Below are 1655 nucleotides of genomic sequence, written 5' to 3' on the forward strand. Positions count from 1 at the left end.
TGGCCGGACAGCACTGAGTGGTCCGGGAAGGCCGAAAGGTTGCCGCGCTCGCGAAGATTCAAGATTTTTTCCGCCGTGATCACTTTCCGTTCGCCGCGGAGCGCGGCGCGGTGAACGCCCACAGATCAGGGGACTTCGCGAGGATCGTCGGGAACGTGTCCCGACACCAGAAGACCTAGTGTGATGCGCCAGAAATCCTGAGGATTAGTTACTACCCTGTTCTGTTCTCATGTCGCATCCCGGGCCTTCTGCTGTGGAGATCACACTGTCCGAGGCTGAGCGCGCCGAGTTGGTGCGCCGGACGCAATTGCCGCACCGGCGCTCGGCCGAGAAGGCCCGCATCATCCTGGCGTGTGCTGACGGTATGTCCAACGCGGGTGTGGCACGGGTCGTCGGTGTCCAGGCCAAGACGGTGGGCAAGTGGCGTCGGGCTTTCGCCGCGGAGCGGATGGCGGGGCTTGAGGACGCCGGCTGGATTGGCCGGCCGAAAGCCGACCTGGTCCTCGACGATGCTGAGCGCAGGCAGTTGACGCAGTGGGCGCGGCAGGCGAAGACCGCCCAGTTCCTCGCGTTGCGGGCCAAGATCGTGCTGCGCTGCGCGGAAGGCGGGACGAACCAGCAGGCCGCGGCCGACCTCGGTATCGACCGGTCGACCGTGGACCGCTGGCGGGCACGGTTCATCGCAAAACGCCTCGATGGCCTGCATGACGAGCCGCGCTCGGGCCGGCCGCCTTCGATCCTCCTCGACCGGGTCGAGGAGGTCATCGTGGCCACCCTGGAGTCGCTCCCGGGCCAGGACACACACTGGTCACGGGCCTCGATGGCCCAGCGCACCGGCCTGTCGAAGTCCACCATCGGGCGAATCTGGAAGCGATTCGACCTCAAGCCCCACCTGCAGGACTCCTTCAAGCTGTCCACCGATCCGCAGTTCGTCGCCAAGGTCGTCGACGTGGTCGGCCTGTACCACCACCCGCCCGAGAAGGCGGTCGTGCTCTGCGTGGACGAGAAGTCCCAGATCCAGGCGCTGGACCGGTCCCAGCCGGTGCTGCCGATGATGCCGGGCATGCCCGAACGGCGTACCCACGACTATCTGCGGCACGGCATCACCAGCCTCTTCGCCGCCTTCAACATCGCCGACGGCACCGTCATATCGCAGCTGCACCGCCGCCACCGGGCGATCGAGTTCAAGAAGTTCCTGATCCGGATCGACAAGGCGGTGCCCGCCGAGCTCGACGTGCACCTCGTCTGCGACAACTACGCCACCCACAACACCGCCGAGATCAGGACATGGCTCGGCAAACACCCCCGCTTCCACGTCCATTTCACCCCCACCGGCTCCTCCTGGATGAACCAGGTGGAGCGGTGGTTCGGCATGCTGACCGACAAGCTCATCCGCCGCGGCGTCCACACCTCCGTGAAGGCACTGGAGGACGACATCACTGCGTGGATCGACACCTGGAACGAGAACCCGCGGCCTTTCACCTGGACCAAGACAGCCGACGAGATTCTCAACTCCCTCGCCGACTACCTCACCAAGGTCAAAACCACCGGCCAGATAACAGAGCAGAACTAATCCTCAGGATTTCTGGCGCATCACACTAAGGGTTGTCCCGTAATCCTCAAGGGGCGAGCGACAGCGCCGTGGCTACGGGAGC

At 65.0% G+C, this 1655-nt stretch carries 1 protein-coding gene; it reads left to right on the plus strand.

The features are described from left to right. The first annotated feature begins 253 nt into the window (after nt 1-253). Nucleotides 254-1573, plus strand: coding sequence for an IS630 family transposase (locus tag IEY89_RS40085; protein WP_189152444.1), 1320 nt, complete (start codon nt 254-256; stop codon nt 1571-1573). Nucleotides 1574-1655: the final 82 nt, after the last annotated feature.

The sequence above is a fragment of the Streptomyces lacrimifluminis genome (assembly GCF_014646095.1).
GTDB lineage: Bacteria > Actinomycetota > Actinomycetes > Streptomycetales > Streptomycetaceae > Streptomyces > Streptomyces lacrimifluminis.